We start from the raw sequence: 21,274 nt of genomic DNA on the forward strand, positions 1-21,274 counted from the left end.
GGCCGCGCCCGGCGGATGCGTACGCTGGGCGCATGACCGATGCGGCGCTGATCGGACCTGTGGACGCGCCCGACGTGCACGTGATGACGTTCAACGTGAGGCGACGCACCGGCGCGCTCCCCGGCAGCCCCGACCGCTGGGAGGGGCGCGAGCCGCTCGTGCGGCGTCTGCTGCGCGCCGAGCAACCGACGCTCCTCGGCGTGCAGGAGGCGCTCGCCGGCCAGGTCGACGCGATCGCAGACGCCCTCGGACCGCGATACCGGTGGGTCGGGCGCGGCCGCAGCGCCACGGGCGGTGACGAGCACTGCGCGATCTTCTACGACGAGGAACGGCTCGAGCTGACCGCGTGGCGACAGCGGGCCCTCTCGGCGACCCCCGACCTTCCCGGCTCGAGGTCGTTCGGCAACCTGACCCGGCGCATCCTCGTGTCGGCGGAGTTCACCGACACGGCGACCGGAGCGCGAGTGCTCGCGTTCAACACCCATCTCGACCACCTCTCGTGGCGCTCCCGGCTCGCATCGGCGGCGATGATCCTCGACCTCGTGCAGCAGGCGGAGTCGGCGGAACCCGATGCGATGACCGTCGTGACCGGCGACGTCAACGCGGCCCCCGACTCCGCCCTCCACGGCCGGCTGACGGCGCAAGGGGTGCTCCGGGATGCTTGGGAGGTCGCGACCGAGCGGCTGACACCGCACTGGGGGACGTTCTCGAACTACCGCCCACCGCGGCGAGGCGGTCGACGCATCGATCTCATCCTCGTCGGCCGCGGCGTCGACGTCCGCAGCGCCGGAATCAACACGGCGAGATTCGCGGGCCGCGCGGCATCCGACCATGAGCCGATGCAGGCCGTTCTCCGCCGCGCGAGCAGCCGACAATCTAGTCTGAAGGCATGATCCGCACGTCGCTGCGGCGCCCTGAAGGACCGGCCGAGATCGTCGCCGACGCACTCCGCGTGCTCGGAGTGCTCAGCATCGTCGTGGCGGGCGTCGGGTGGGGCCTGCTCTCGGGGCTCAGCTTCGTGGCGGCATCGGCCGCGATGCTCGTCCCCCGACTGCTGCGAGTACGGCCCGCCCTCGACCTCCTCTTCGGCGCTGTGGTGCTCGTCTCGACCTGGAGCAGCGTGCTGGGGCTCTTCATCACGACGCGCTGGTGGGACATCCCCATGCATTTCCTCATGAACGGCGTCGCCGCGGCGATGCTCTACATCGTGCTCGTGCGCCTCCACGTGATCGCCGATGCCGAGACGCTGCCTCGCCCGGTGCTCTCGGCCGCGGTCACGGTCACGGCACTCGGACTCGCGCTCGGCGTGCTCTGGGAGTACTTCGAGTGGTTCGGGCGCACCTACATCGACCACGAGATCATGACCGGCTACTCGGATACCCTCGGCGACCTCCTGCAGGGCGGCCTCGGCTCGCTCGCCGCCGGCCTGTCGATGCGGTTCCTGGCAGATCGCCCCCGTCGGGCAGACGAACGGTTGCCCACGCGGCGGGCGGGTCTGCGGGGTTGAGCGCGCCGACGCGGCGCTGCTACCTGAGACGGCGCCCTCCCCTTCGGCGGCGCCGCGCAATAGTGTGGAGCACGTGAGCCCCAAGGCGTCGACGGCCGAGGTGCTGCAGATCGACGACCGCGAGGTGCGCATCAGCAGCCCCGACAAGATGGTGTTCCCAGGGCCCGGCCTCACGAAGCTCGACGTCGTGCGGTACTACCTCGCCGTCGCCGTCGCCGACGGGGCGCTGCGCGGCGCCGGCGGGCGGCCGATGGTGCTGAAGCGCTTCGTGAAGGGCATCGACCACGAGGCCTTCTTCCAGAAGCGCGCCCCCGAGAAGCGGCCCGACTGGATCGAGACCGCGACGCTGCACTACGCCTCGGGCAACTCGGCCGAGGAGGTCGTGATCCGCGACGCCGCGGCGCTCGCCTGGGTCGTGAACCTCGGCTGCCTCGACCTGAACCCCCATCCGGTGCGGGCCGAGGACCTCGACCACCCCGATGAGCTGCGCGTCGACCTCGACCCCATGCCGGGCGTCGAGTGGGCGCAGATCGTCGACGTCGCGATGGTCGCCCGCGACGTGCTCGCCGACCACGGGCTCGTCGGCTGGCCGAAGACCTCGGGCTCCCGCGGGCTGCACATCAACGTGCGCATCGAACCGCGGTGGGACTACCGCGAGGTGCGGCTCGCCGCCGAGACGCTCGCGCGCGAAGTCGAGAACCGGGCACCCGGCATGGCGTCGGCGAGGTGGTGGAAGGAGGAGCGGGGCGAGAGCGTCTTCGTCGACTTCAACCAGAACGCGAAGGACCGCACCGTCGCCTCGGCGTACTCCATTCGGCCGCTGCCCGACGCGCGCGTGTCGACGCCGCTCGACTGGAGCGAGGTGCGCGGCAGCCGCCCCGAGCGCTTCACCGTGGCGACCGTGCCCCTGCGGTTCGCCGAGCGCGGCGACCCGGCGGCCGGCATCGACGACGCCGTCGGCAGCCTCGACGGGCTGCTCGCCCTCGCCGAAGAGCTCGGCCCGGCCGAGAAGCCCCCCAAGTCCTCCGACGGCTCGGGGCGCCGCGCCTCGACGATGCCCCTCATCGAGATCGCCCGGGCCGAGACCAAGCCCGAGGCGCTCGAGGGGCTCGAACGCTGGAAGGCGCGGCACCCCGATGTCGTGGCCCTGCTCCACCCCGCCGACGTGCTCGTCGACGGCATGCGCGGCAGTTCGTCGCTCTGGTACCGCATCCGGGTCAATCTGCAGCACGTGCCCGAGGCGCAGCGCCCCGGGCAGGAGCCCCTCGAGATCGACTACGACCCGTGGGCCGGCAAGGAGTGGGATCGCCCGTGAGCGACCTCGGCCCGGTGGATCCCGGATTCGCCGGCGATGCCGCGTGGCTGCGGCGCTTGCGCTTGCGTCCCGACGGCGACCCCGTGTCGACATCGTCGAGCCGGCTCATCCCCGTCACCACGAACGACGGCGAGCCGGCGATGCTGAAACTCGCCCGCACCGACGAAGAACGGCGCGGCGCCGAACTCCTCGTGGCACTCGATGGCCACGGCGCCGCACGCGTGCTCGACCACCGCGACGAAGCCCTGCTCCTCGAGCGTGCGACGGGCCCGCTCGACCTCGTGCGCTTCGTCGCCGAGGGTCGTGACGACGACGCCACGCGCACGATCTGCTCGGCGGGCGACCGCATCCACGCGGCATCCGCGCTCGTGCTCGACCGCCCCGACCCGCCCGCGCTCGTCGACCTGCCGACCTGGTTCCGCGAGCTCTTCGCCCATGCCGACGCGCTCGGCCCGCTGCACCGGCGGGGCGCGGACCTCGCTGCGGCGCTCTTCGACGACCCGCGCGAGCCCGTCGTGCTGCACGGCGACCTGCATCACGGCAACGTGCTCGACTTCGGCGAGCGCGGCTGGCTCGCGATCGACCCGAAGGGCCTCTTCGGCGAGGCGGCCTTCGACTCCTGCAACCTGCTCTGCAACCCGTCGCCCGAGCGGGCGCTGCGCCCCGGTCGCCTCGAACGGCAGTTCGGCGTGGTGCTCGAGGCGACCGGTCTCGATGCCGGTCGCCTCGCCGAGTGGCTCGTGGCCTGGTGCGCCCTCTCGTCGACGTGGTTCGCTCTCGACGACGACCCGGGCCGAGCCGAGTCCGCCGCGGCCGTCGGCGAGCTCGCGACGACGTTGCAGCGGCGCTGAATCGCGCTCGCACGAGCACCGCGGCCGATTATTCACGGTGGGTCGTCCTTGTCACCCGATCACCGCCCCGCGAGACTGATCGAACGGGCCGGTCGACACTCGCCTGCCCCGCATTGCCGTTCGAGACGCCACGCGACCCGCACCCGCCGAGAACCAAGGAGCGAGCGAAATGACCATCGAGAAGACGCCGGCAGGGCACACGGAGCCGGCGAACGACGGCCCGCTCGCCGATTCGCTCCTGAGCCTCGGGCGGTTCCTGCGTCGCGGCGAGGTGTCGGAGGACAAGCGCTCGCTGTTCCTCGAGGGCGGTCGCCAGGGCGACGTGTTCTACCGCGACCGGTGGTCGCACGACAAGGTCGTGCGGTCGACCCACGGTGTGAACTGCACGGGGTCGTGCTCGTGGAAGGTCTACGTCAAAGACGGCATCATCACGTGGGAGACCCAGCAGACCGACTACCCCACGGTCGGCCCCGACTCCCCCGAGTACGAACCGCGCGGATGCCCCCGGGGCGCCGCCTTCAGCTGGTACACCTACTCGCCGACCCGCGTGCGCTACCCGTACATCCGCGGCACCCTGCTGACGATGTACCGCGAGGCGAAGGCCCGGCTCGGCGACCCCGTGCTCGCGTGGGCCGAGATCACGGCCGACCCCGAAGCATCCGCTCGCTACAAGCGCGCCCGCGGCAAGGGCGGGCTCGTGCGCGCGACGTGGGACGAAGCGGCCGAGATCGTCGCCGCCGCCCACGTGCACACGATCAAGCAGTACGGCCCCGACCGCGTCGCCGGCTTCTCGCCGATCCCGGCGATGTCGATGGTGTCGCATGGCGCAGGCACGAGGTTCATCAACCTCATCGGCGGCACGATGCAGTCGTTCTACGACTGGTACGCCGACCTGCCCGTCGCGAGTCCGCAGGTGTTCGGCGACCAGACCGATGTGCCCGAGTCGGCCGACTGGTGGAACTCGAGCTACCTCATGATGTGGGGCTCGAACGTGCCCGTGACACGCACGCCCGATGCGCACTTCATGACCGAGGCGCGTTACCGCGGCCAGAAGGTCATCACCGTCTCGCCCGACTACGCCGACAACACGAAGTTCGCCGACGAGTGGCTCGCGCCGCACCCCGGCACCGACGGCGCCCTCGCGATCGCGATGGGCCACGTGATCCTCAAGGAGTTCTACGTCGATCGGCGCACGCCGCGCTTCGCGGATTACATGAAGCGATTCGCGGATGCCCCGTACCTGATCAGCCTCGAAGAACGCGGCGATGCCTGGGTGCCCGGCAAGTTCCTCACCGCGGCCGACCTCGGCGAGGCCGAGGCGGGGGTGGCGAGCGCGGCGTTCAAGACGGTGCTGCTCGATCAGGACAGCCGGGCCGTCGTGCCGAACGGCTCGCTCGGCCACCGTTTCGGCCCCGAAGACGAGGGCAACTGGAACCTCGACCTCGGCGAGGTCGACCCGCTGCTCTCGGTCGCCGACGGCGCGGCCTGGGCCGGCGCCGCCGTCGCCGTCGACCTGCCGCGCTTCGACATCGCGCCCGAGCCGGGCGCCGAGCACGAGGGCGGAGCCGGCTCGATGCGTCGCGGCGTGCCCGTCGCGCAGGTCGCCGGCAAGACGGTGACCACGGTCTTCGACCTGCTGCTCGCCCAGTACGGCGTCGGCCGCGAGGGCCTGCCCGGCGAGTGGCCGACCGGCTACGACGACGCCTCCTCCCCCGGCACGCCCGCGTGGCAGGAGGAGATCACGAGTGTTCCCGCCGAGAAGGCCGAGCGCATCGGCCGCGAGTTCGCCGACAACGCCGAGCAGTCGGGCGGCCGCTCGATGATCCTCATGGGTGCGGGCACGAACCACTGGTTCCACTCCGACACGATCTATCGCACGTTCCTGGCGCTGACCACCATGACGGGCTGCCAGGGCGTGAACGGCGGCGGTTGGGCCCACTACGTCGGTCAAGAGAAGGTGCGCCCGCTCACCGGCTACAACCAGTACTCGAGCGCGGCCGACTGGGTGCGCCCGGCGCGCAACATGATCGGCACCGCGTTCTGGTACCTCGCCACCGACCAGTGGCGGTACGACGGCCTGCCCGCCGACCAGCTGGCCTCGCCGCTCGCGAAGGGCCTCTTCGAGGGCCGCACGACGGCCGACTGCCTCGTCGAGTCGACGAAGCGCGGTTGGATGCCGAGCTACCCGACCTTCGACCGCAACCCGCTCGACATCGTCGACGAGGCGGAGGCGGCCGGCAAGGAGCCGGCGCAGTACGTGGTCGACAGCCTCGCCGACGGCTCGTTGCACTACGCCGTCGAAGACCCCGACGCCCCCGAGAACTTCCCCCGGGTGCTGAACGTCTGGCGTGCGAACATCCTCGGCTCGTCGGGCAAGGGCAACGAGTACTTCCTGAAGCACCTGCTGGGCACCGATTCGGCGGTGCGCGCCCCCGAGGCCGAGGGCGACCGCCGGCCCCGCGACATGGTGTGGCGCGACGACGCCCCGATCGGCAAGCTCGACCTGCTCGTCACGACCGACTTCCGCATGACGTCGACGACGCTCTTCTCCGACATCGTGTTCCCCGCGGCCACCTGGTACGAGAAGCACGACCTCTCCTCGACCGACATGCACCCGTTCGTGCACTCGTTCAACCCCGCGATCAAACCGCCGTGGCAGACGAAGACCGACTTCGACATCTTCCACACGATCGCCGGTCGCATGAGCGAGATGGCCGTCGAGCACCTCGGCGTGCGCCGCGACCTCGTGGCCGTGCCGCTCATGCACGACACCCCCGATGCGATGGCGACGCCCCACGGCACGGTGCGCGACGACCTGCCGGCCGTGCCGGGTGTGACGATGCCGAAGCTCGTCGTCGTCGAGCGCGACTACCCCGCGCTCTCGGCTCGGCTCGGCTCGCTCGGCCCGCTCACCGCGAAGCTCGGCATGGTCACGAAGGGCATCACCTTCGACCCCACGCCCGAGATCGAACTGCTGAAGGCCTCCAACGGCGTCGTCACCTCGGGCCCGAACATCGGCGCCGTCCGCCTCGACACCGACGTGCGGGCGTGCGAGATGATCCTCGCGCTGTCGGGCACGACCAACGGGCGACTCTCGGTGCAGGGCTTCCGTCAGCTCGAGAAGCGCACGGGGCAAGAGCTCGCGAGCCTCGCGCTCGACCATGAGGGCTCTCGCATCACGTTCCCCGACGTGCAGTCGCGGCCGGTGAGCGTCATCACCTCGCCCGAGTGGTCGGGCTCCGAGCACGGCGGCCGACGCTATACGGCGTTCGCGATCAACGTCGAGCACAAGAAGCCGTGGCACACGCTCACGGGGCGCATGCACTTCTTCCTCGACCACGACTGGATGAGCGAACTCGGCGAGAACCTGCCGGTGTACCGGCCACCGCTCGACCTGCACCGGCTCTACGGCGATGCGCGCCCCGGCTCGACGGCCCCGAGCGGTGCGCCCGGCTCCGACGGCCACGCCGAAGTCGCGGTGCGCTACCTGACCCCGCACTCGAAGTGGTCGATCCACTCCGAGTACCAGGACAACCTCTTCATGCTCTCGCTCTCGCGCGGCGGCCCCACGATCTGGATGAGCCCGAAGGACGCCGACAAGATCGGCGTGCGCGACAACGAGTGGATCGAGTCGTACAACCGCAACGGCGTCGTGGTGGCGCGTGCGATCGTCTCGCACCGCATGCCCGAGGGCACGGTGTACATGTACCACGCGAAGGACCGCACCGTCGACGTGCCCCGCACCGAGACGAGCGGCCTGCGCGGCGGCATCCACAACTCCCTCACCCGGGTGCTCCTGAAGCCGAGCCACCTGATCGGCGGCTACGCCCAGTTGTCGTTCGCGTTCAACTATCTCGGTCCGACCGGGAACCAGAGAGACGAGGTCACCGTGATCCGCCGTCGCAGCCAGGAGGTCGAGTACTGATGAAGGTCATGGCGCAGATGTCGATGGTGATGAACCTCGACAAGTGCATCGGATGCCACACCTGCAGTGTCACGTGCAAGCAGGCGTGGACGAACCGGTCGGGTGTCGAGTACGTGTGGTTCAACAACGTCGAGACCCGGCCGGGCATCGGCTACCCCCGCGGCTATGAAGATCAGGAGAAGTGGCAGGGCGGCTGGGTGCGCAACAAGCGCGGCCGGCTGAGCCTGAAGGCCGGCGGCCGCCTCTCGAAGTTCGCCCGCATCTTCTCGAACCCGAAGCTGCCCGAGATCCACGACTACTACGAGCCGTGGACGTACGAGTACGACATGCTGCTGAACGCCCCCGAGGGCGAGCACACGCCGGTGGCGAAGCCGAAGAGCCTGCTCACCGGCGAGGACATGAAGATCAAGTGGTCGGCGAACTGGGACGACAACCTCGGCGGCGCCGAGGAGACCATGGCCGAGGACCCGATCCTCAAGCACATGAGCGAGCACGTCACGACCGAGTTCGAGAAGACGTTCATGTTCTACCTGCCGCGCATCTGCGAGCACTGCCTGAACCCGTCGTGCGTCGCCTCGTGCCCCTCGGGCGCCATGTACAAGCGCGCCGAAGACGGCATCGTGCTCGTCGACCAGGACGCGTGCCGGGGCTGGCGCATGTGCGTGACCGGCTGCCCCTACAAGAAGGTCTACTTCAACCACAAGACGGGCAAGGCCGAGAAGTGCACGCTGTGCTACCCGCGCCTCGAGGTCGGGCTGCCGACCGTGTGCTCCGAGACCTGCGTCGGCAGGCTCCGCTACCTCGGACTCGTGCTCTACGACGCCGACCAGGTCGCGAAGGCGGCCTCCGTGAAAGACGAGAAAGACCTGCTCGACTCGCAGCGCTCGGTGTTCCTGAACCCGCACGACCCGGCCGTCGTCGAGGCTGCGCGCGCCGAGGGCATCCCGGAGGACTGGATCGAGGCGGCCCAGGCCAGCCCCATCTGGAAGCTCATCAACGACTACAAGGTGGCGCTGCCGCTCCACCCCGAGTACCGCACGATGCCCATGGTCTGGTACATCCCGCCGCTCTCGCCCGTCGTCGACGTCGTCGCGAGCTCGGGCAACGACGGTGAGGATGCACCGACCCTGTTCGCCGCGATCGACAAGCTGCGCATCCCGATCGAGTACCTCGCGGGGCTCTTCACGGCGGGCGACGTCGCGCCGGTCGACGGGGTGCTCCGCCGCCTCGCGGCCATGCGGTCGTACATGCGGAACATCAACCTCGGCCAGGAGCGCGACGAGGAGATCGCGACCGCCGTCGGCATGACGGGCGTCGAGATCGAAGAGATGTACCGTCTGCTCGCGATCGCGAAGTACGAGGATCGCTACGTGATCCCGAGCGCCCACACCGAGCAGGCCGCCGAACTCGAGGAGCTCGCGTGCTCGCTCGACTACGACGGCGGCCCGGGCATGGGCGGGTCCGGCCCGTTCGGCGCCGCGAGCGGCACCGAGGTGCCGGTGGCGGTCGAGAACTTCCACGTGCTGAAAGACCGTCAGACCGCCGACCGGCCCTCGACGCCGGGCCGCGTGAACCTGCTCAACTGGGATGGCAACGGGGCGCCGCGCGGACTCTTCCCGCCCGACTCGAAGCCAGACACGAAGAGCGGGTCGTGATGGCCCGCATGCCCGCCCAGATCCAGTTGCGCAACATGCCGCAACCGGTTCAGCCGGTTGCGCTCACGGCCGCTCAGCGCGCCCAGGCGCACATGATCGCGTCGCTGCTGCTCGACTACCCCGATCAGGCATTCCATGACAGGATGCCGCAGCTCGCGGCATCCGTCAGGCAACTGCCCGCTCCCATCGAGGCGGCATTCACGGCCTTCATGGAAGCCGTCGACGCCGCCGGCCCCGAGAAGCTCGCGCAGGACTACGTCGTGACGTTCGACCTGAAGCGCAAGTGCTGCCTCTACCTCAGCTACTACGCGGCGGGCGACACCCGGCGTCGCGGCACGGCGCTCGTCACCTTCCTCGACGCGTATCGCGCGGCCGGCTGGGAGTTCGACTCCGACGACCTGCCCGACTTCCTGCCCGCGGTGCTCGAGTTCTCGGCGATCAGCGAGTCGCCGATCGCCGAGCAGCTGCTCGCAGCCCACCGCGACGGCATCGAGGTGCTGAGGGCCGCGCTGCTCGCGCAGCGAAGCCCGTGGGCCTCGGTCGTCGAGGCCATCTGCCTCTCGCTGCCCGAGATCGACGCAGCCACCCGCGAACGGTATCTCGACCTCATCAACGAGGGCCCCCCGACCGAGACCGTCGGCCTGAGCTTCGGCGCACCGACGTTCCTCGGCAATCTCAAACCCTTCGCCCCCGGTGGGGTCTCGGAAGAGGAGGTGCGGGTGTGAACGCGCTCGACATCCTGTTGTGGGTCGCATTCCCGTATGCGGCATTCGCCGTGTTCGTGGTCGGCCATATCTGGCGCTATCGCTACGACCAGTTCGGGTGGACCACCCGGTCGAGTCAGGTGTACGAGAACCGGCTGCTGCGCTGGGGCTCGCCGATGTTCCACCTCGGCATCCTCTTCGTATTCGCCGGGCACGTCGTCGGGCTGCTGATCCCGCGCGAGTGGTTGTACGCGATCGGCATCGACGAGCACATCTACCACATCGGTGCGACCGTGCTGGGCTCGATCGCCGCGGTCTTCACCCTCGCCGGTCTCGCGATCCTCATCTACCGACGGCGCACGACGGGCGCGGTGTTCCTCGCGACGACGACGATGGACAAGGTCATGTACGTGTTCCTCGGGGCCACGCTGATCTTCGGTTCGATCGCGACCTTCATGTACCAGGTGCTCGGGCCGGGCTACGAGTACCGGGGCACGATCAGCCCCTGGATCCGCAGTCTCATCTTCCTGCAGCCCGAGCCCGAGCTCATGGTCGGCGTGCCGCTGATGTTCCAGCTGCACGTGCTGACGGCGACGGCGCTCTTCGCGCTCTGGCCGTTCACTCGTCTCGTGCACGTGTTCTCGGCACCCGTCGGGTACCTGTTCCGGCCGTACATCGTGTACCGCTCGCGCGACAATACGCGCCCCGGTCGCCCCACCCGCCGCGGCTGGGAGGGCGTCGAGCAGCCCGACGAGAAGAAGCTGCACAAGCTCTGACCCCGGCCGGCCACCTGTTCCACCATCAGATGCACGAAAGGCACCACCCATGACGAAGCAACCCGTGTCGATCGAGACCGCCCCGCACGAGGCATCCACCGACGAAGCCGGCGGCCATTCCTGCAATTGCGGGCACGACGACAGCGAGCGCATCGTGCTCGACGCCACGTCGATCCCGCACGCCATTCGGCACGCCACGATCTTCGGCGCGCTCGGCGCGGTGCACCCCGGGTTCTCGCTCGACCTGATCGCACCGCACGACCCGCTGCCGCTGATCGCCCAGCTCGAGCAGCGCGAGCCCGGCGCGTTCACGGTGGGCTACGTCGAGCGCGCACCCGAGCGCTGCGTGGTGCGGTTCACCCGCAACTGACGCACGACCCTCCGACGACGCAGATCCCGACTCCACGGAGTCGGGATCTGCGTTTCACTGTGCCGGGGGGCGTGTTCGGCTCTGGCGTTCGGCTCTGGCGGTTCGGCTCTGGCGTTCGGCTCTGGCGTTCGGCTCTGGCGTTCGGCTCTGGCGTTCGCGCTGGTGCTCTGTTCGACTAAGGCGCGCCCGGCAACGAGGAACGACCTCCGGCCGGTGTACCCGGCCGGAGGTCGTCGTCTCGGGCTTACAGCCCTGCTGCCCTACCCCTTCACTGCGGCCGCGGGCACGTCGCCGGCAGCGCCCGCGTCGACCGTCGCCGGCGCGGGCGAGCCGGGCCGGGCGTCGCGCAGCATGCCCGCCACCACGAGGGCGAGCGCGCCGACGAGCACGAGCAGCCACAGGCCGAGCGAATACGAGTTGGTCTCCGCGTGATACGTGGCGCCCATCACGAGCGGCGGGAAGTAGCCGCCGAGGCCGCCCGCGGCCGCCACGACGCCGGTGACCGCACCGACCTTGTCCTTCGGCGTCGACGGCCCCACCCAGGCGAAGACCCCGCCCATGCCGAGGCCCATGGCACCCGCCATGGCGATGAAGACGACGCCGGTGAGCACGCCCTCAGGCGGTTGCTGGCCGACGACGTAAGCGAGCGAGACGATGCCGGCGAGTGACACGAGTGTGATCACCTTGGGCCCGATGCGGTCTGAGAGCACACCGCCGATCGGGCGGGCGACCACCGCGGCCAGTACGAACAGCGCGGTGCGGGTGCCGGCGCCGACCGGGTCGACCTCGTCGGGGTAGATGGTGGTGAGGTACTTCGGCAGGAAGGTCGCGAAGGCGACGAAGCCGCCGAAGACGATGGCGTAGAGGAACGACATCTCCCACGTGACCCGCAACCGCAGGGCGCCCATGACCTTCGGCACGAGCGGCTGGCTGCTCGGCTCCCAGACGGGCGACTCCCGAAGGAACAGCCACGAGATGACGGCGGTGGCCGCCATGACGCCGGCGATCAGCAGGTGGGTCGGCAGATAGCCGATGCTCTCGGCCAGCCGTGGGGTGGCGAACGCCGAGATTCCGGTGCCGATCATGCCCATGCCGAACACGCCGGTCGCGAAGCCGCGCTTCGACGGCTCGTACCACGCACTCGAGAACGGCACGCCGACGGCGAAGATCGTGCCGGCCACGCCGAGGTAGAACCCCGCCGCCACGAGCAGCGGGAAGCTCTTGATCTCGCCGGCGAGGGCGACGAGCAGCACGGCGGGCACGGAACCGAGCAGCACGAGGGTGAACATCTTGCGCCCGCCGAACCGGTCGGTGAGGGCGCCGACGACGATGCGGCCGAGGGCGCCGACCAGCACGGGGGTCGCGAGCATGAGCGAGATCTGCCCCTCGTCGAGCCCGAGTTCGGTGGCGTAGGTCTTCTGCAGGGGGGCGATCACCATCCAGGCCCAGAAGCCGACGGTCGACGCGATGGTCGCCAGCAGCACCTGGCCGAACTGCCCGCGCAGCTGCGTCTTCCCGACCGTCTCCGTGCGTTCCGGTCGAGTGGATGATGCTTGCATGTTGCCCCCTGTTCGGTTGGCGGGATCGTGCAGCGCCGTTGCTCCATGCCGACCGTAACCCGCTGAGCCGGGGTGGGGCCAGCACCGAACGCCGTGTTTAATCCGCTGATCCCAACCGCGAATCACTCGACGTGGAAGAGCCCCGATGCGCCGCGCTCGGCGTCGACCATGACGTGCGAGACGAACGGGTAGTCGCCCGCCTCGGGGAACGCGAGTTCGACGAAGCCGCCCTGCGCCGGCATCAGGCCGAGCGCCTGCGAGCCGCCCACGCCGGTCGAACCGCCGGCGCGCAGCAGGTAGTCGCCCTCGCTCCATACGGTGTCGAACTGCCCGCCGATGACGTGGAACGACATCGCCCGGTTCGGCCCGACGTCGAGCACCCAGACGCGCACGCGCTCGCCGACGGATGCCTCGAGCGGATCGAAGCGGTACTGGTTCGCGTACCCGTTGAACACCACGAGGTCGGGCCTCTCGGCGTTGACCTTCGTGACGTCGACCTCGCCGCCCTGCGCTCCGAGGTACAGCTCGCTCTGCACCACCAGGTACTCGCGATCGACCTCGGCGAGCCCGGGCGGGTCGATGACGACCGCGCCGAACATGCCGTTCGCGATGTGCGCCGACATCGGCATGGTCGAGCAGTGGTACATCCAGATGCCGGCCTTCGTCGCGGTGAAGGTGTACACGAGCGACTCCCCCGGCTGGATAGTGCGCATCGGCTCGTTCGGCGCGAGCATGCCCGCGTGGAAGTCGATCGAGTGCCCGATGGTGCCGTCGTTGACGAGCGTGACCTCGAACACGTCGCCGACCTTGCCGCGCAGCGTCGGGCCGGGTGCGGTGCCGCCGAAGGTCCACAGCGTCTGCGTGATGCCGGGCGCGACCTCGCGTTCGGCCTCCGTCACCTCGAGCGTGACCTCGTGCCGGGTCGCCCCGGGCGCCGGTGCCAGGGCCGCGTCGCGCGCTTCGAACCCGTCGTCGGGCTCGCGCATCAGGTCGAGGTCGTCGGCAGCAGAGGCCTCGCCGCCCGACTGGCCGTGGTCCATGTTCTCGTGCCCGCCGGCGCCGCCCGCAGCGCCGCTTGCGGCACCTGCCCCGCCGACGACCCTGATCGCCAGTTCCATGCCCATCTGCCGGTGGCCCGCCACCGAGCACCACGCGGTCAGGTCGGTGCCGACCACGCCGACGTCGATCGTGGCCCGCTCGCCGGGTGCGATCTTCGGCGAGCGCGCTCCGGTCTCGACCGTGAGGTCGTGCACCATGTCTCCGGTATTGCGGAACTCGATGACGAGCCGGTTGCCGGCCGGCACCTCGATCTCGCCCGGCACGAACCGCATGCCCTCGACCTCGACGGTGACGGTGGTGGTCTCGCCCGTCGCGGCGACGTCGCCCGCCGGGGAAGTTCCGATGCCCGCGGCCGCCGGGTCGACCGCGACGCCGCCGGCGACGAGCAGGGCGAGCACGCCGACGGCGGTGACGATCATGCCGCTGCGGCTCTTGCGCGGGGCCGGCGCCTCGGTCGGCGCGCCGAGCAGCACGGTGCGCGAGCGGTCGGGGGTCTCTCCCTCGGCCCGTCGAGCCCGCCGCGCGACCACGATCGCCCGCACCGCGAGCACGAGGAAGCTCGCGAACACGCCGAACACGTAGAGCGAGAGCAGCACCTTGACGACGCTCGGCACCGGCAGCAGGTAGAGCAGGATGCCGCCGTTGATCGACACGATGCGGAACACCGCGCCGCGGTCGAGCTCTTCAGCCGCGACCTTGGCCGATCGCGGGCTGCCGATCGTGACGACGGGGATGAGGTAGCTCAGCGCGCCGAGCAGCACCTGCACGACGAAGCCGGCGACGAACGGGCCGACGAGCCAGGTGAACGAGTCGAGCAGGGTGGCCCAGTCGGGCGCGATGACCGCCGCGCCCGCATACATCACGGCGGAGGCCAGGAGCCACGCCATGCCCGCCGCGATGCTCCACCCCGCATACGAGCCGGGCGGCATCTCGCGCGCCTGGCGCACGCCGTGCACGAGCACGAACCCGAGTCCGGCGATCCAGATCACGACGCCGAGGGCGACGAGCGGCTGCGCGCCGACGCCGGCGCCGAGCACGACCACGGCCAGTCCGTACAGCAGGAGCGGCAGGGCGCGCCTGGCGCCGGCATCGGTCTCGTCGCGCACCTTCGCGTGCAGCACGGTCGGCCAGAGCAGCACCGCCGTGCCGATCACGGTGATCGCGATCCAGCCGAGCAGGTTGAGGGTCGCGTGGGCGACCAGCAGTCGCTCGTGCAGCCCGCCGCCGGGCTCCGATGCGAGCCACGCCCCGAGGCCGACGCCGACCGCGAAGACGAGGGCGGATGCCACGTAGTAGCGCACGAGCGGGCGGAATCTCGCGGGCAGCGAGGTGCGCAATTGACGGAAGAGGATGAACGCGTGCGTGATCGCATTGACGCCCACGACGGCCGCGCCCGCGACGACGAGCCACCACAGCCCGGTCATCATGCCCGCGACCACGACGATCGCGCCGACGGTGTGCGCGACGAGCCGCACTCCGAGCCAGACCCGGCCGCCCGGTGCGGCGTGCCGCAGGAGCGTGTCGGCGAAGTGCTGGCTCCAGATGAGGATCGCCGTCGACGCGGCGCCGAGCAGCGTGACGTGCACCATGAGCCAGAGCGCGTGCGGCACGAATCGGTGCACGACGACGGCGACGCCGGCCGCGACGAGCCAGCCTGCGACGAGCGAGTTCGTGAGCAGATACCAGTTGCGGCGTTCCATCGCGGCCATCACGGCGACCCTTCGGGAGAGGCGGTCTGAAGACGCGGCCGCGCTGCCGCTCGGCCGACGACGGCCGAGCCCGCGGCGACCACGACGAACAGCAGGAGCGCGACGACGTTGCCGACGCCGCCGATCTGCACGAGCGGCGTCGACTCGCGGAGGTCGCCGGCCACCCGCACGACGAGCGCGAGGTGCAGCAGTGCCGCGGGCACGTACATGATCGGCAGGTACGGGAGCCGAACGCGAAGCACCGCCGGAAGGATGATGGGTGCGTGCGCCATGATCATCGAGATCACGAAACCGAGGAACACGGCGTGCAGCACCGCGTCGTACGCGAACCCGCCCCCGAGCGGATCCGCGACGAGCCAGCCGACGCCGGCGACCGCGAGCCACGCGTAGCCTGCGAGCAGGCACGCCGCGATGAACCGCACCACGCCGCGTGAGCGGATCGTCTTCATCGCCACGTCGTGGCGCAGCAGCCAGGCAACTTGCGCGAGCAGTGCGGCCCCGAAGAGCCACGAACCCCAGTCGGGCGACCAGAGGGCGACGACGGATGCCGCGACCATCGCGATCGCCGCGGCCAACGCGAGTCGCTCGGGCACCCGCCCGACGATCGCGATGCGGGCGAGCTCGAGTCGTTCGCCGACGATCGTGAGCACGAGGAACGTCGCGAGGAGCGGCGCGAGGCGGGGAATCGGCACCTCGGCCGCCCAGAGCAGGGCTCCGGCGAGCGCGGCGAAGGCACCGAGCGCCTGGATCGCCGTGGCGGTCATCGCCTGGCGGCGCCAGATGCCGGCGTAGAGCGCGAGTTGCACGACCAGACCGCCGACGACGACGAGCTGCCCGACCGCGAGCGGCAGCGGAGTGAGGCAGAGCACGCTGCCGATACCCGTGAACGCGGGTGCCAGAAAGCCCCACCATCGGCGCAGCGCGACCGCGCGCTCGAGCACCACGAGGGTGCCGACGAAGCCGAAGACGAGCAGCGGCGCGTGCAGGGCGGGCAGCCGGTCGAACGAGACGGGCGCGGGCAGACCGAGCAGGAGCAGCGCCGCGTCGAGTCCGGCGAGCAGGGCGAGCGCGCCGGGCACCACGAAGACGAGTCGCGTGAGCGGGTTCGGGGAGCGCGTGGGCGCGGCATCCGTCTGCGTCTGCGACGCTCGCGGCTCGCCGGGTGCGGAACCCTGCGAAAGCCGTCGACTGCTCACTCCTTCACAGTAAGCCGGAAATCCGGGCGCTCGGCCAGACCGTCTCGACGTCGAGATAATCACGGTGCCGCTCCGGATCCGCTCTCGGCCCGAGTGACATCATGAAAGGGCGCGCACGGCATGCGAGCGCGAGCAGTGAGGAGGACACGGTGGACGAGCAGCACGCGATCGACTGGGAGCCCCGCTCGGAGGAGGCGCAGGCCGACCAGATCGCACTCTACGATCGCACGCGGGCGCAGTGCCCCGTCGCCCACAGCCGTCATCGCAACTGGACGGTGTTCGGCCACGCCGACACGGTCGCGATCCTCGACGACCCGGGCACCTACTCCAACGCGGTGTCACGTCACCTGTCGGTGCCCAACGGCTTCGACGGCGACGAGCACGCCCGCTATCGGCAGATCGTCGACCGGTACTACACCCCCGAGCGCATCGCGGAGTTCGAGCCCCTCTGCCGCAGCATCAGCGCCGAGTTGATCGCCGCGCTGCCCCGCGATCGAGACGTCGACGTGATGTCGGCGCTGGCCGAACCCTTCGCGAACAACGTGCAGTGCGCCTTCATGGGCTGGCCCGACAGCCTGCGCGAACCCCTGCGGGAGTGGACGAAGCGCAACCACCGGGCGACGCTCAGCGGCGACGGCGCGGCGATGTCGGCGGTCGCCGTCGAGTTCGACGGTCGCATCACGGAACAGCTCGACGCGCGTCGCGGAGCGCCCGCCGACCTCGACGTCACGGCCTCGCTGCTGCACGAACGGGTGGGCGATCGTCTGCTCCGCGACGACGAGATCATCTCGATCATCCGCAACTGGACGGTCGGAGAGCTGAGCACGATCGCCGCGAGCGTCGGCATCATCGCCGTGTTCCTCGCCCGCAACCCCGAGGTGCAGCGCCGCCTCCGCGACGACCCGAGCCTGCTCACCGCGGCCGGCGACGAGATCCTGCGGTTGCACGCCCCGCTCATCGCCAACCGCCGCCGCACGACCCGGCCGGTCGAGATCGGCGGGCGCGAGATCCCCGCCGACGAGCGCGTGATGGTGCTCTGGGCGTCGGCGAACCGGGACGAACGCGTCTTCGGCGACCCCGACGAGTTCCGGCTCGACCGGGACCCGGCCGACAACCTCGTCTACGGCCGCGGCGTGCACTACTGCCCTGGTGCGCCACTGGCCAGGCTCGAGCTGCGCGTGATCTTCGAGGAACTGTTCGCAGCGACCCGTCGGATCGAGACTGTCGACGGCGCGGACGCGGTGAACGCTGCCTACCCCGCGGGCGGGTACACCGTCGCGCCCGTGACGTTCACGTCCTGACGCTGCGCGCCGGCGGCGCGAGTCCAGCTCAGCGCGTGAGCACGACCGGCGGGGCGCTCGACCAGGCGCGCACGAGCTCGTCGCGCACGGTGACACCCGTGCCCGCGGCATCCGGAACCCGCAACTGCCCGCGGTGCTCGCCCGCGCCGAGCACGAACGGCTCGGTGAGGTCTTCGGCGTAGTAGCGCGACGACGCCGAGGTGTCGCCCGGCAGCGTGAAGCCCGGCAGCGCCGCGAGCGCGACGTTCGCGGCGCGGCCGATGCCGGTCTCGAGCATGCCGCCGCACCACACCGGCACGTCGAGCGCACGGCACGCGTCGTGCACGCGCAGCGCCTCGAGGTAGCCGCCCATGCGCCCCGGCTTGATGTTGACGACCGAGGTCGCGCCCCGCTCGATCGCATCGACCGCGATCGCGGTGTCGAGGATCGACTCGTCGAGGCAGACGGGCGTCTCGCAGGCCTCGGCGAGCAGCGCGTGGGTCGCGATGTCCTCTTCGGCGAAGGGCTGCTCGATGAGCAGCAGCCCGAACGGGTCGAGGCCGGCGAGCAGCGGGATGTCGTCGGCGGTGTACGCCGTGTTCGCGTCGACCTGCAGCAGACCGCCGCGCCCCATGAGCTCGCACACCGCGGCGACCGGCACGAGATCCCACCCGGGCTTGATCTTCAGCTTGATGCGACGATAGCCCTCTTCGAGGTAACCGGTCACTTCGTCGAGCAGCTCTTCGAGCGTCGGGGCGATGCCCACCGAGACGCCGCAGTCGACCCAGTCGCGCACCGCTCCGAACGCGGCCCCCATCGAGCGACCCTGCGCCCGCAGCTCGGCGTCGAGCACGGCCGCCTCGAGCGCCCCCTTCGCCATGCGGTGGCCGGCGACGAAGGCCAGGGTCGGCGCGACGGACGCCGTGAGCGGCACGCCGGCCGATCGAGGGTCGGCGGCGCGGTCGGCCGTGACCCGGGCGGCATCGAGCGCGGACGCGTCGAGCAGCGCGGGTGCGAGATAGCGCTCGATGACCGATGCAGCGCCCCCGACGTACTCGGAGGAGTAGAACGGGTCACGGCCGGCGACGCACTCTCCCCAGCCGTCGCCCGCGTCGGTGCGCACTCGCACGATGACGGCCTCGCGTACCGTCTCGCGGCCGAAGCTCGTCTCGAAGGGGCGCACGAGCGGCACCTCGATGCGGTGCACCTCGATCGCCTCGATACGAGGTGCGTGTGCGAGTGCAGGTGCGGGTGCAGGTGCGTGTGGTGCATGCCGGGGCGTGTCGGTCATGGTGCCTCCGAGTCGGGATCGTCGTGGGTGAAGACGTAGTCGCCCGCGGCATCGAGTTCGGGGCGCAGACCCTCGGCGGCGAGCACCGCGAAGGCCGCGCGCGAACGCTCCCGCAGCCGGGCGGCGCCGGCCGGATCATCCGCCCGTATCGCCTCGAAATCGGCGACGAGCGCGAGGCCGCCGTGCGACGACCAGACGGGCTGCGGCCGCCCGGCGAGCGCTCGTGCCGTGCGCGGCGATTCGAGTCGCCAGCGCACCTCGAAGCGGTCGCTGCGATCGGCGCCCGTGATGCGGTCGTCGAGGCGACCGTAGAAGTCGGGGTGGAAGGCGATGACCTCCGCGCCGAGACGCGCGAGGTTCATGCGGGCGTTGCGGCGGATGAGCGGGTCGTAGGTCCAGCGCATCTCGTCGATGCCGTGCTCGAGGCAGATCGCGCGCTGGCGGAGCTTCAGGGCGATGCCGATGCCGCGGCCGCGAGCGGCGGGGTCGACGGCGTTCATGTGCGAATGCAGGTGGACACCGCCGTTCCAGCCGAGGAACCCGAGCGTCGCCCCGAGGATCTCGCCGCCCGATGGGCCGGCATCCGGAGTCTCGGCACGCGGAGTCTCGCCACCCGGCACCGCGACGAGCACCGTGTTGCCCGCATGGTCGAGCGCCTGCAGCATCGAGCGGTCGGGCCCGCGCCCGACGCCCCACGTCGCCTCGAAGCGGGCGAGCACACCCTCGATCTCGGCGCCCGCCGCCGCTCGGGTGACGACGCCGGCACGTCGGTCCGCGACATCCGCCAATTCGATCGCCGCGCCGAGGCCGCGAGCCGTCGCCCGTTCTTCGATCACGCCGTCCATTGCCTCTCTGCGCATCCCTCGACGCTATCGTGACCGATCGTGCACGTCGATCGCTGCAGGAACTTCTCGAGGGCCGACGGTGTGTTGTGCACGACATCCCCGATCGACGTCAATTCTTCCTGTTTCCGCCGCCCGGCGGCAGACCGCGATGCCCGCGCACGAGCCGGGCGTCCGCGACCGTTCGGGAGACGGCGGCGAGCACCATCGGCCAGTCCTCGAGCACGTGCAGGGCGCTCGGTCGTACGAGCGGCATGCCGAACGCCTGAGCGACGAGGGTGCGGTCGCGGTCGGCGAAGAACTCACGAGAACCCGAGTGGAAGCCCCGGCCGTCGATCTCGAAGCGCACGCACTCGTCGATGAGCCCGTCGTAGCGGCCGAGACCCGCGAGATCGAACTGCGGTTCGACGCTGAAACCCTCCCGAACCAGGCGTCGGATGAAGATGCTCTCCACTCCCGACTCAGGCTGCCCCGTGACGTCGTCGACGAGCGAAGCGCAACTGGCGGGCAACGACGCGAGCACGCCGTCGACCTCCGGTCGGGTGAGCACCCGTTCATGGATCGCCGAGTCGATCGCTGCGCTCGCGTGCTCGGCGGACATGCAGCGCACCGCCGAGGCGAGAGCGGTCTGCGGCGAAACGATCCAGTCGAGCGCACGTGCGGGCGCGAACTCCCGCGCCCAGTGGACGCGCGGTGCAGAGCCCGACGCCAGGCGAACCGTGCCTCTGCGTCGTCGCTCGGGCACCGTGGGGTGCCAGACACCGTCGTTCGATGTCTCGATCACCGTCGTCATCGGCGCGAGTCGTGACGCGGTCCGTGGAACATGCAGGTGCAGACGTTCGTCGGTTCCCGCCCAGACACCGAATCGGCGCAGCGCCGACAGACATCCGACACGACCCCCGACCGCGATCGCGCGGAGTTGGTCGTCGTCCGCCGACACGGTGGCCACCCATCCGTTCCGGGGCTGCACGACGGAACCTGCGGCGAGCGCCGATACGAGCGTCGTCTTCGTGAGTCCTCGGTTGCGCAGCGTTGCGACCCGTGCGACGTGACCGAGCCTGGCGAGTTCGCGATCGAGATCGAAGCGGGACATGTCGACATGTTGGTCGTCGGAATCGTCGAAGACGGGCATCCCGACCGATCTGCTCCCCGCAGTCGGCTGGGGAGGAGGAGTGGATGCAGGAAGTTCTGGCCGGAATCCGGCATGTCCCCGATGAACATGCCGGAATCCGGCC

Annotated in this window: 16 protein-coding genes; 10 read left to right on the forward strand and 6 right to left on the reverse strand. The window is 70.5% G+C overall.

Annotated elements, in window-relative coordinates; all coding sequences use genetic code 11:
- Positions 1–32 precede the first annotated feature (32 nt).
- The 9 genes from ACWGST_RS11075 to ACWGST_RS11115 all read left to right on the forward strand — a co-directional run bounded on the left by ACWGST_RS11075 (position 33) and on the right by ACWGST_RS11115 (position 11,103).
- Positions 33–893 carry an endonuclease/exonuclease/phosphatase family protein gene (locus ACWGST_RS11075; RefSeq protein ID WP_452046719.1) on the forward strand — a complete coding sequence of 287 codons (861 nt, stop codon included), beginning with the start codon at positions 33–35 and terminating at the stop codon, positions 891–893.
- On the forward strand, positions 890–1,507 hold the full coding sequence (locus tag ACWGST_RS11080; RefSeq protein ID WP_452046720.1) for a hypothetical protein: 618 nt from the start codon (positions 890–892) through the stop codon (positions 1,505–1,507). Before ACWGST_RS11075 ends, ACWGST_RS11080 begins: the two co-directional genes overlap by 4 nt.
- 73 nt (positions 1,508–1,580) lie before the next feature.
- Positions 1,581–2,822, forward strand: a complete 1,242-nt coding sequence (locus ACWGST_RS11085; protein ID WP_452046721.1) for a DNA polymerase domain-containing protein — start codon at positions 1,581–1,583, stop codon at positions 2,820–2,822.
- Positions 2,819–3,673, forward strand: a complete 855-nt coding sequence (locus tag ACWGST_RS11090) for an aminoglycoside phosphotransferase family protein (RefSeq protein ID WP_452046722.1) — start codon at positions 2,819–2,821, stop codon at positions 3,671–3,673. The genes ACWGST_RS11085 and ACWGST_RS11090 overlap by 4 nt, the downstream gene beginning before the upstream one ends.
- Before the next feature lie 169 nt (positions 3,674–3,842).
- A complete protein-coding gene (locus ACWGST_RS11095) occupies positions 3,843–7,598 on the forward strand; it encodes a nitrate reductase subunit alpha (RefSeq protein WP_452046723.1) in 3,756 nt (1,251 codons plus the stop codon).
- Positions 7,598–9,253: a nitrate reductase subunit beta gene (narH, locus tag ACWGST_RS11100; RefSeq protein ID WP_452046724.1), complete on the forward strand. Its 1,656-nt coding sequence runs from the start codon at positions 7,598–7,600 to the stop codon at positions 9,251–9,253. Before ACWGST_RS11095 ends, narH begins: the two co-directional genes overlap by 1 nt.
- The gene (narJ, locus tag ACWGST_RS11105; protein WP_452046725.1) at positions 9,253–9,978 is read left to right on the forward strand and encodes a nitrate reductase molybdenum cofactor assembly chaperone; all 726 of its coding nucleotides are present in this window, start codon (positions 9,253–9,255) and stop codon (positions 9,976–9,978) included. The genes narH and narJ overlap by 1 nt, the downstream gene beginning before the upstream one ends.
- Complete coding sequence (gene narI, locus ACWGST_RS11110) at positions 9,975–10,733, forward strand: respiratory nitrate reductase subunit gamma (protein WP_452046726.1); 759 nt, start codon at positions 9,975–9,977, stop codon at positions 10,731–10,733. The genes narJ and narI overlap by 4 nt, the downstream gene beginning before the upstream one ends.
- A gap of 49 nt (positions 10,734–10,782) precedes the next feature.
- Positions 10,783–11,103 carry a DUF2249 domain-containing protein gene (locus ACWGST_RS11115; protein WP_452046727.1) on the forward strand — a complete coding sequence of 107 codons (321 nt, stop codon included), beginning with the start codon at positions 10,783–10,785 and terminating at the stop codon, positions 11,101–11,103.
- Positions 11,104–11,363: 260 nt separating this feature from the next.
- Here the strand turns inward: ACWGST_RS11115 and ACWGST_RS11120 are convergent, their stop codons facing one another.
- The 3 genes from ACWGST_RS11120 to ACWGST_RS11130 all read right to left on the reverse strand — a co-directional run bounded on the left by ACWGST_RS11120 (position 11,364) and on the right by ACWGST_RS11130 (position 16,626).
- On the reverse strand, positions 11,364–12,662 hold the full coding sequence (locus ACWGST_RS11120; protein ID WP_452046728.1) for an MFS transporter: 1,299 nt from the start codon (positions 12,660–12,662) through the stop codon (positions 11,364–11,366).
- 122 nt (positions 12,663–12,784) lie between these two features.
- Positions 12,785–15,430, reverse strand: a complete 2,646-nt coding sequence (locus ACWGST_RS11125; protein WP_452046729.1) for a multicopper oxidase domain-containing protein — start codon at positions 15,428–15,430, stop codon at positions 12,785–12,787.
- The gene (locus ACWGST_RS11130; RefSeq protein WP_452046730.1) at positions 15,430–16,626 is read right to left on the reverse strand and encodes a hypothetical protein; all 1,197 of its coding nucleotides are present in this window, start codon (positions 16,624–16,626) and stop codon (positions 15,430–15,432) included. Before ACWGST_RS11130 ends, ACWGST_RS11125 begins: the two co-directional genes overlap by 1 nt.
- Positions 16,627–16,775: 149 nt before the next feature.
- On the opposite strand from ACWGST_RS11130, the gene ACWGST_RS11135 reads away from it, so the two are divergent.
- The gene (locus ACWGST_RS11135) at positions 16,776–17,927 is read left to right on the forward strand and encodes a cytochrome P450 (RefSeq protein WP_452046731.1); all 1,152 of its coding nucleotides are present in this window, start codon (positions 16,776–16,778) and stop codon (positions 17,925–17,927) included.
- 28 nt (positions 17,928–17,955) lie between these two features.
- Here the strand turns inward: ACWGST_RS11135 and menC are convergent, their stop codons facing one another.
- The 3 genes from menC to ACWGST_RS11150 form a co-directional block, all read right to left on the reverse strand.
- Positions 17,956–19,197 (reverse strand): o-succinylbenzoate synthase, encoded by a 1,242-nt coding sequence (menC, locus tag ACWGST_RS11140; protein ID WP_452046732.1) that lies wholly within the window; start codon positions 19,195–19,197, stop codon positions 17,956–17,958.
- Positions 19,194–20,057: a hypothetical protein gene (locus tag ACWGST_RS11145; RefSeq protein ID WP_452046733.1), complete on the reverse strand. Its 864-nt coding sequence runs from the start codon at positions 20,055–20,057 to the stop codon at positions 19,194–19,196. The genes menC and ACWGST_RS11145 overlap by 4 nt, the downstream gene beginning before the upstream one ends.
- Positions 20,058–20,151: 94 nt before the next feature.
- Positions 20,152–21,132, reverse strand: a complete 981-nt coding sequence (locus tag ACWGST_RS11150; protein ID WP_452046734.1) for a hypothetical protein — start codon at positions 21,130–21,132, stop codon at positions 20,152–20,154.
- Positions 21,133–21,274: the final 142 nt, after the last annotated feature.

The organism is Agromyces sp. NPDC055520 (assembly GCF_053619715.1).

Excerpts from the sequence above, each read along its gene's own strand:
- narH (WP_452046724.1), top strand. The coding sequence starts at position 7,598 with ATGAAGGTCATGGCGCAGATGTCGATGGTGATGAACCTCGACAAGTGC.
- ACWGST_RS11080 (WP_452046720.1), top strand. The coding sequence starts at position 890 with ATGATCCGCACGTCGCTGCGGCGCCCTGAAGGACCGGCCGAGATCGTC.
- ACWGST_RS11125 (WP_452046729.1), bottom strand. The coding sequence starts at position 15,430 with ATGGCCGCGATGGAACGCCGCAACTGGTATCTGCTCACGAACTCGCTC.
- ACWGST_RS11075 (WP_452046719.1), top strand. The coding sequence starts at position 33 with ATGACCGATGCGGCGCTGATCGGACCTGTGGACGCGCCCGACGTGCAC.
- ACWGST_RS11150 (WP_452046734.1), bottom strand. The coding sequence starts at position 21,132 with ATGTCCCGCTTCGATCTCGATCGCGAACTCGCCAGGCTCGGTCACGTC.
- ACWGST_RS11120 (WP_452046728.1), bottom strand. The coding sequence starts at position 12,662 with ATGCAAGCATCATCCACTCGACCGGAACGCACGGAGACGGTCGGGAAG.
- ACWGST_RS11115 (WP_452046727.1), top strand. The coding sequence starts at position 10,783 with ATGACGAAGCAACCCGTGTCGATCGAGACCGCCCCGCACGAGGCATCC.
- ACWGST_RS11095 (WP_452046723.1), top strand. The coding sequence starts at position 3,843 with ATGACCATCGAGAAGACGCCGGCAGGGCACACGGAGCCGGCGAACGAC.
- ACWGST_RS11145 (WP_452046733.1), bottom strand. The coding sequence starts at position 20,057 with ATGCGCAGAGAGGCAATGGACGGCGTGATCGAAGAACGGGCGACGGCT.
- menC (WP_452046732.1), bottom strand. The coding sequence starts at position 19,197 with ATGACCGACACGCCCCGGCATGCACCACACGCACCTGCACCCGCACCT.
- narJ (WP_452046725.1), top strand. The coding sequence starts at position 9,253 with ATGGCCCGCATGCCCGCCCAGATCCAGTTGCGCAACATGCCGCAACCG.